7 protein-coding genes (1 of these 7 cut by a window edge) are annotated in these 6090 nt (G+C 66.4%); all 7 read right to left on the reverse strand.

Annotated features, from left to right (window positions below):
• Positions 1–13: 13 nt before the first annotated feature.
• The gene (locus FLL57_RS12860; RefSeq protein ID WP_013501631.1) at positions 14–556 is read right to left on the reverse strand and encodes a TRAP transporter small permease subunit; all 543 of its coding nucleotides are present in this window, start codon (positions 554–556) and stop codon (positions 14–16) included.
• Positions 557–672: 116 nt separating this feature from the next.
• The gene (gene dctP, locus FLL57_RS12865) at positions 673–1677 is read right to left on the reverse strand and encodes a TRAP transporter substrate-binding protein DctP (protein ID WP_234713427.1); all 1005 of its coding nucleotides are present in this window, start codon (positions 1675–1677) and stop codon (positions 673–675) included.
• 369 nt (positions 1678–2046) lie between these two features.
• On the reverse strand, positions 2047–2685 hold the full coding sequence (locus FLL57_RS12870) for a class I SAM-dependent methyltransferase (protein WP_142883089.1): 639 nt from the start codon (positions 2683–2685) through the stop codon (positions 2047–2049).
• 5 nt (positions 2686–2690) lie between these two features.
• Positions 2691–4193, reverse strand: coding sequence for a Do family serine endopeptidase (locus tag FLL57_RS12875; RefSeq protein WP_013501628.1), 1503 nt, complete (start codon positions 4191–4193; stop codon positions 2691–2693).
• Positions 4194–4602: 409 nt separating this feature from the next.
• Positions 4603–4803: a DUF2065 domain-containing protein gene (locus tag FLL57_RS12880; protein WP_013501627.1), complete on the reverse strand. Its 201-nt coding sequence runs from the start codon at positions 4801–4803 to the stop codon at positions 4603–4605.
• Positions 4804–5068: 265 nt separating this feature from the next.
• On the reverse strand, positions 5069–6013 hold the full coding sequence (hflC, locus tag FLL57_RS12885; RefSeq protein ID WP_013501626.1) for a protease modulator HflC: 945 nt from the start codon (positions 6011–6013) through the stop codon (positions 5069–5071).
• On the reverse strand, positions 6010–6090 hold the end of the coding sequence (gene hflK / locus FLL57_RS12890; RefSeq protein WP_013501625.1) for an FtsH protease activity modulator HflK. Its footprint extends 1068 nt past the window's final position; only the last 81 of its 1149 coding nucleotides appear in the window; the start codon falls outside the window, past its right edge — the gene reads right to left on this strand; it ends in the stop codon at positions 6010–6012. Before hflK ends, hflC begins: the two co-directional genes overlap by 4 nt.

The following is a 6090-nucleotide window of genomic DNA, read 5'->3' on the forward strand; positions in this document are numbered from 1 at the left end:
ATGGCGGGTCCGATCAATGAGAGGGGCCGTCGACAGCCTGCTTGCCGAACGTGTCGGGATCGTTCGGAAGCCCCATCACGGTGCGGACGTCCGAAACGATCCGCACCAGCCCCTGCAACAACAGCAGCACGCCCGCGACCGGGATCGCCAGCTTCACCGGCCACACCGGCGGATTCCAAATGCTCGACGAGGTCTCGAACTTCGCCGCGGATTCCCACGCCATGTCGGTGCCCTGCCAGATCAGCACCGCCATGAACAGGAAGAACAGCAACGAGGTGGCGAGATCGACCTTGGCCTTCTGCGCCGGGCTGAACCTGCCGTAGATGATGTCGACATTGACGTGCGCGCGCTCGGCCAGCAGATAGCCGCCGCCGATCACCGCATAGACGCCGAACACGAGCTGAGCGAGCTCGGCTGTCCAGATCGCGGCGCTGCCGACGACGTAGCGCATGATCACGTCGGCCATCAGCAACACGAAGATCGGTGCGATCAGCCACGCGGCGACCATCGCAACCCAGTAGTTCAGCCGCGTAATGGCTCTTGCGACGTTCAGCATTCGGTGCGCCGTTGGTTGGGGCAGGACGATACGGTGACCGCTGTCACCGCCGTTCGATCCGGTCCAGGAGAAACGCCGGAAAGCGCCGCCCGGCCGAACCGGACGGCGCGATCGCCTCAGACATAGCCGAGGTCGGTCATCAGCTTGGTCAGCGCCTCCGTGCCCTTCTGGGCGACGTCGCCCTTGGCGGCTTCCTTCTTCAGGATCTGACTGGACGCATCGGCGAACTTCTTCAGCACGTCATCCGGGAACCGCACGACCTCGACATCCATCTTGGTCTTGCCGGTGGTGAGCGCCACCGCTTCCTGATTCAGATACTCGACCGACCTGCGGAAATAGCGCTCTTCGACCAGCGACACGAACTGCAGCCTGAGATCGGGCGGCAGCTTGTCGAGCGCCGCGATGTTGACGATGTAGCAGTCGTTGGCGAAGCCGAGTGCCGGCTTCATGTGGAACTTGGCCACTTCCCAGAACTTCATCGACAACGCGCCGATCGCAGCGCCCCAATGCGCGCCGTCGACGACGCCGGTCGAGATCGCCTGATAGATCTCCGGGCCGGCGATCTGCTGCGGCGAGGAACCGGCGGCCGCCAGATATTCCAGCATCGTGCCGGCCGAGCGGATTTTCAGCGAACCGAGATCGGCCGCCGACGTCACTTTCCTCTTCAGCACCACTTCGGTCGGATAGGCCTTCTCGGCCATCATCATCACGCCCTTGGGGCGCAGCTCCTCGTTGACCATCTTCTCGATGCCGAGGTTCTTGGTGAGATGCATCATCTCCCAGGATTCGCGCAGCGTTCCCGGCACGCCGTAGAACAGCCCCATCGCCTGGGCTTCGCCGAGGATATAGGCCGGCGAGATCGTCCCCATCGGGACGACACCGCGCCGAACCACGTTGTAGATCTCGCGGTCCTTGGCGATTTCGCCCGCGCCGTAGGTCTCCAGCTTGAAACGGCCGCCGGTGCGCTCCTCGAGTTCCTTCGCCAGCACGCCGAGGCTGTCGTTGAACGAGCCCGACGCTTTCGGCCAGTGCGCCTGCACCTTCCAGGTCACGGTCTGCTGAGCGTGTGCGGTGCCGATCAATGCGGGCGCTGCGGCAGCGGCCGCCGCTCCCTTGAGCATGGCCCGTCGATTCAACTTGTTAGTTGATCCCGACATGCGTCGTCCCTCCCTTGGCTGATTGTTGTTGTGTTTTTTTGCGATCAGATCACGGGCCGCGTTCGGCCGTCAATCGCCGGGCCTTTGCGAGAGCCGCGACTGTGCGGTGCGGCGTGATCGCGGCGCCGCCGAAATATCTCGCGTAGTGGGATACTGATCGCGCGGCGATCGCCGATCCTCGACAAACGCGATGTTTTCGCTCCCGCGCTGATCGGCCAGGCCGCACAAAGTCGGCGCCGGTCGCGACAATACGTAGCAGCGGCGATGCGAGCCGAGGCGTATGTCGAAAGAAGCGATGCGCGCTCGGCGCGGACCGAGCAAAACTGACCGCTCTCAGGCGCCCCGCGCCTGCAGCCCGGCGCCGACACGCGGGCGAACATACACGTCGTAGCGCACGGTCTTGCCGGCGATCTGATGCGAAGGTTTTCGCGGCGCTGGCGGCGCGGCGGCGCGCAGCGGCCATTTCAGCACGACGCGGCCGCAATCGGCCGACAGCGCCGCGGCCAGAAGATCGCCGACATCCGGATCGGCGCCGACGAGGTCGCGCAGCAGCCGCATCTCCTGCTTGACCAGCGCGGTCTTGGTGCGCGGCGGGTGCATCGGGTCGATGGTGATGACGTCGGCCTGCATCGTCGGCAGCAGCGCGCGGGCATCGCCGTGCAGCAGCGTCATCCGGCCGACGATCGCCGCGAGCTCGTCACTCTCGGCGCGCGCGGCCTGGAGCGCGTCTGAGAGCAGCGCGTGGACCTCCGGCACCCGCTCGATCAGCGTCACCGTCGCGCCGATCGAGGCGAGCAGGAAGGCATCGCGGCCGAGACCGGCGGTGGCGTCGATGACATGCAGGGACCGCGTCGGCGAGACGCCGGTGGCCTTCAGCAGCGCGTGGCTGCGTCCGGCCTGGGAGCGAAGCCGATAGCCGACCGCGCCGCCGACGAAATCGACGGCGGGCGCGGTGCGGGCCGGTTCGGCCATCGCGCCTATTGCAGGCTGAGGGCGACGAAGCGCAGCTCGCCGGAGGCGTTGGCGACCAGCAGCAGCACCGACTTCTTGCCGTCCTTCTTGAGCTGGTCGACGCGCTTCTTGATGTCGGCGGCACTGCCGACCGATTCCTGCGCCACCTCGACGATAACGTCGCCGGCGGACAGCCGCTTCTCGGCGGCGTCGGAACCGTCGTCGACGCCGGTCACCAGCACGCCCTTGACGCTGTCCTTGATCTTGTAGCGGCCGCGCAGATCCTTCGACAGCGCGGCGAGATCGAGGCCGAGCACCTTCTGGGTCACCGGCTTCTCGGCCTCGGGCTGCGACTTCGCCGAGGCCGGCTGCGGCTTGGCATCGTCGTCGAGCCGGCCGAGCGTGACCTGCCGGGTTTCCTCCTTGCCCTTGCGGATCACCACGACGTCCACGGTCTTTCCGACCGCGGTGTCGGCAACGATGCGCGACAGGTCCTTCGGCTCCTTGATGTCCTTGCCGTCGAACTTCACCACCACGTCGCCGGGCTCGATGCCGGCCGGCTTGGCCGGCCCCTTGTCGTCGATGCCGGCGACCAGCGCGCCGCGTGCCGGCTTGATGCTCAGGCTCTCGGCGATTTCGTCGGTGACCTGCTGGATGCGGACGCCGAGCCAGCCGCGGCGCAACTCGCCGAACTGGCGGAGCTGATCGACCACCGGCACCACGGTCTTGGACGGCACCGCGAAGCCGATGCCGATCGAGCCGCCCGACGGCGAGATGATCAGCGTGTTGACGCCGACGACCTCACCCGCGAGGTTGAACAGCGGCCCGCCGGAATTGCCGCGATTGATCGCCGCATCGGTCTGAATGTAGCTGTCGTAAGGGCCGGAATTGATGTCGCGGTTGCGCGCCGAGACGATGCCGGCGGTCACCGTGCCGCCGAGCGAGAACGGGTTGCCGATCGCCACCACCCATTCGCCGAGCCGCAGCTTGTCGCTGTCGCCGAACTTCACTGCGGTCAGCGTCTTGCCGGCCGGCGGCTTGAACTTCAGCACCGCAAGATCGGTCTTCTTGTCGACCCCGACCAGCTCCGCCCTGATCTTGGTGCCGTCGTTGAGGATCACGTTGATCTCGTCGGAATCGGCGATGACGTGATTGTTGGTAACCGCGACGCCGGCCGCATCGATGATGAAGCCGGAGCCGAGCGAGTTGGTCTTGCGCGGCCCGCCGCCCTTGTCGCCGCGGCGGTTCTTGAAGAAGTCCTCGAAGAACTCCTCGAACGGCGAGCCCGGCGGCAATTGCGGCGTCGCGCCCTTGCTCTCGCCGGAGCCCTTGGCCTCCACGGTCTGCGTGGTCGAGATGTTGACCACCGCGTCGATCACCTTCTCGGCGACGTCGGCGATCCCTTCGGGGCCGCGGGCGGAGGCCGGCGCCGGGCCGGCGAACACAGCGACGCCGAGGCACAGCGCGGCGAGCAGCGGCCTGATCCGCAAGGGCCTGATCCGGGAACTAGAGGCGATCGCAGCGGGCATGGTCCAATCTTCTCCTGGCGTGCGCGAAACGGCGGCGCAGTCGCGTGAAACACTGCGCCCGATCCAGGGACCGGCGCAAGCATCGGTGGTGAACGAAGCTACCCTATCCGTTGCGCCGATTGCGGCGAAAACGGCCCCGAACGCGAGGTCCCGGTTGAAAACGTCGTGACAACACCCCGGCACCGCCTGCCTCGGGAAGAACTGCACGGGTCCAGCCTTACGCGCTGCAATCAGCCACGCGCCGGACAACGCGCTGAGCAAGCACGCCGCTGCAAAGATCGGGACCGCACGTCAGAGTGCCGGCAAACCGGAAGAACCCCATCGCGGGAGGCGCGGACGTGGTCTGGCTCTCGGGATGAGGACGTCCCGGTGGGAAACCAGGTCCGCTTCGATCAATCGATGCAGCGCCCTAGTGCCGCACCGCCCAGATCAGAATCAGACCGGCGACGGCAGATCCGATGCCGACCGCGCGCAGGATGTTGTCGGGCGTTTCCAGCGCGCTCTTCATCGCCCGCCGCATCCAGTTCGGACTGGCCGCAAAAATCAGCCCCTCGAGCACGAACAGCAGTCCGACGCCGATGAGGAGGTCGGCGAACGCAAAAGACTTCATGCGACAGCATCCTCCCCGGCCGGCATCCGGCCCTGCAGTTTCGTTGCACGGGCCGGTTTCATGTCCCGGCGCCGTTTGATCGGCCCGTTCTAGAGCAATTCCGGTCCTGATAGAATGAGAACCGACGTTCTCATTCTCCGTTCTGACGGGTTTTCTTCAGCGCCGCTGAAACCCTCTCGGTCGCGGCCGGCGGCAACCGATACCGAGGCGGGCCTCAATGCAAAACGGGCCGCATCGGCGGCCCGTTCGCAATCATGTTCTCGCCTCAGCGCGGCAGGGCGGGAGCCGCCGGCACCGCAGGCGCGCCCGCTGCGGACGACGCCGCACCGTTTGCGGACGCCCGGCCTTCCGGGCCGCCGAAGAAGCGGAAGAAGTCCGAATCCGGCCGCAACAGGAACCGGGTATCATTGCTCTTCAGCGACTGCTCATAGGCGGTCATCGACCGATAGAACGCGAAGAAGTCGGGATCCTTCGAATAGGCGGTCGCGAACAGCCGGTTGCGCTCGGCGTCGCCGGAGCCCCGGATCTCTTCGGCCTGAGAGTTCGCCTCGGCGATGATCACGGTGACGTCGCGATCGGCCTTGGAGCGGATCTCCTGCGCCTTCTGACCGCCCTGGGCGCGGAACTCGGCGGCTTCACGCTGACGCTCGGTCTGCATCCGCTGATACACCGCCTGGCTGTTCTGGTCGGGCAGATCGGCGCGGCGAATCCGGACGTCGACCACCGAGATGCCGTAGTTCTCGGCCTCGCGGTCGAGCTGAGCCCTGATCCGGCCCATCAGCACCTCGCGCTCGTCGCGCACCACCTGGATGAAGGTGACCTCGCCGAGCACGCGGCGCAGCGCCGCGTTGAGCAGCGTGGTGAGCTGCAGATTGGCCGCCGGCACCGAACCGACCGACTGATAGAACCGCAGCGCGTTCTTGATCCGGTAGCGGGCGAAGGCATCGACCACCAGCCGCTTCTGGTCGGCGGCGATGACTTCCTGCGACGGGTTCTCCAGATCCAGGATCCGCTTGTCGATGCTGATCACCGAGTCGATGAACGGCGCCTTGAAGTGCAGACCGGGGTCGGTGACGACGCGGACCGGCTCGCCGAGTCGGACCAGCAGCACCTGCTCGGTCTGGCGCACGGTGAACAGCGACGACCACACCACCACGATCGCGACCAGCGTCACGATCAGGGCGACAATACCTGCGACGCCGGCCTTCATCGGGTGCCTCCCGCCTGCGGCTGCTGCTGCGGCGTTGCAGAACGGCGCGGGCTGAGTTCGTTTAGCGGCAGATACGG

It is taken from the genome of Rhodopseudomonas palustris (genome assembly GCF_007005445.1).
In the GTDB taxonomy this organism is placed as follows: domain Bacteria; phylum Pseudomonadota; class Alphaproteobacteria; order Rhizobiales; family Xanthobacteraceae; genus Rhodopseudomonas; species Rhodopseudomonas palustris_G.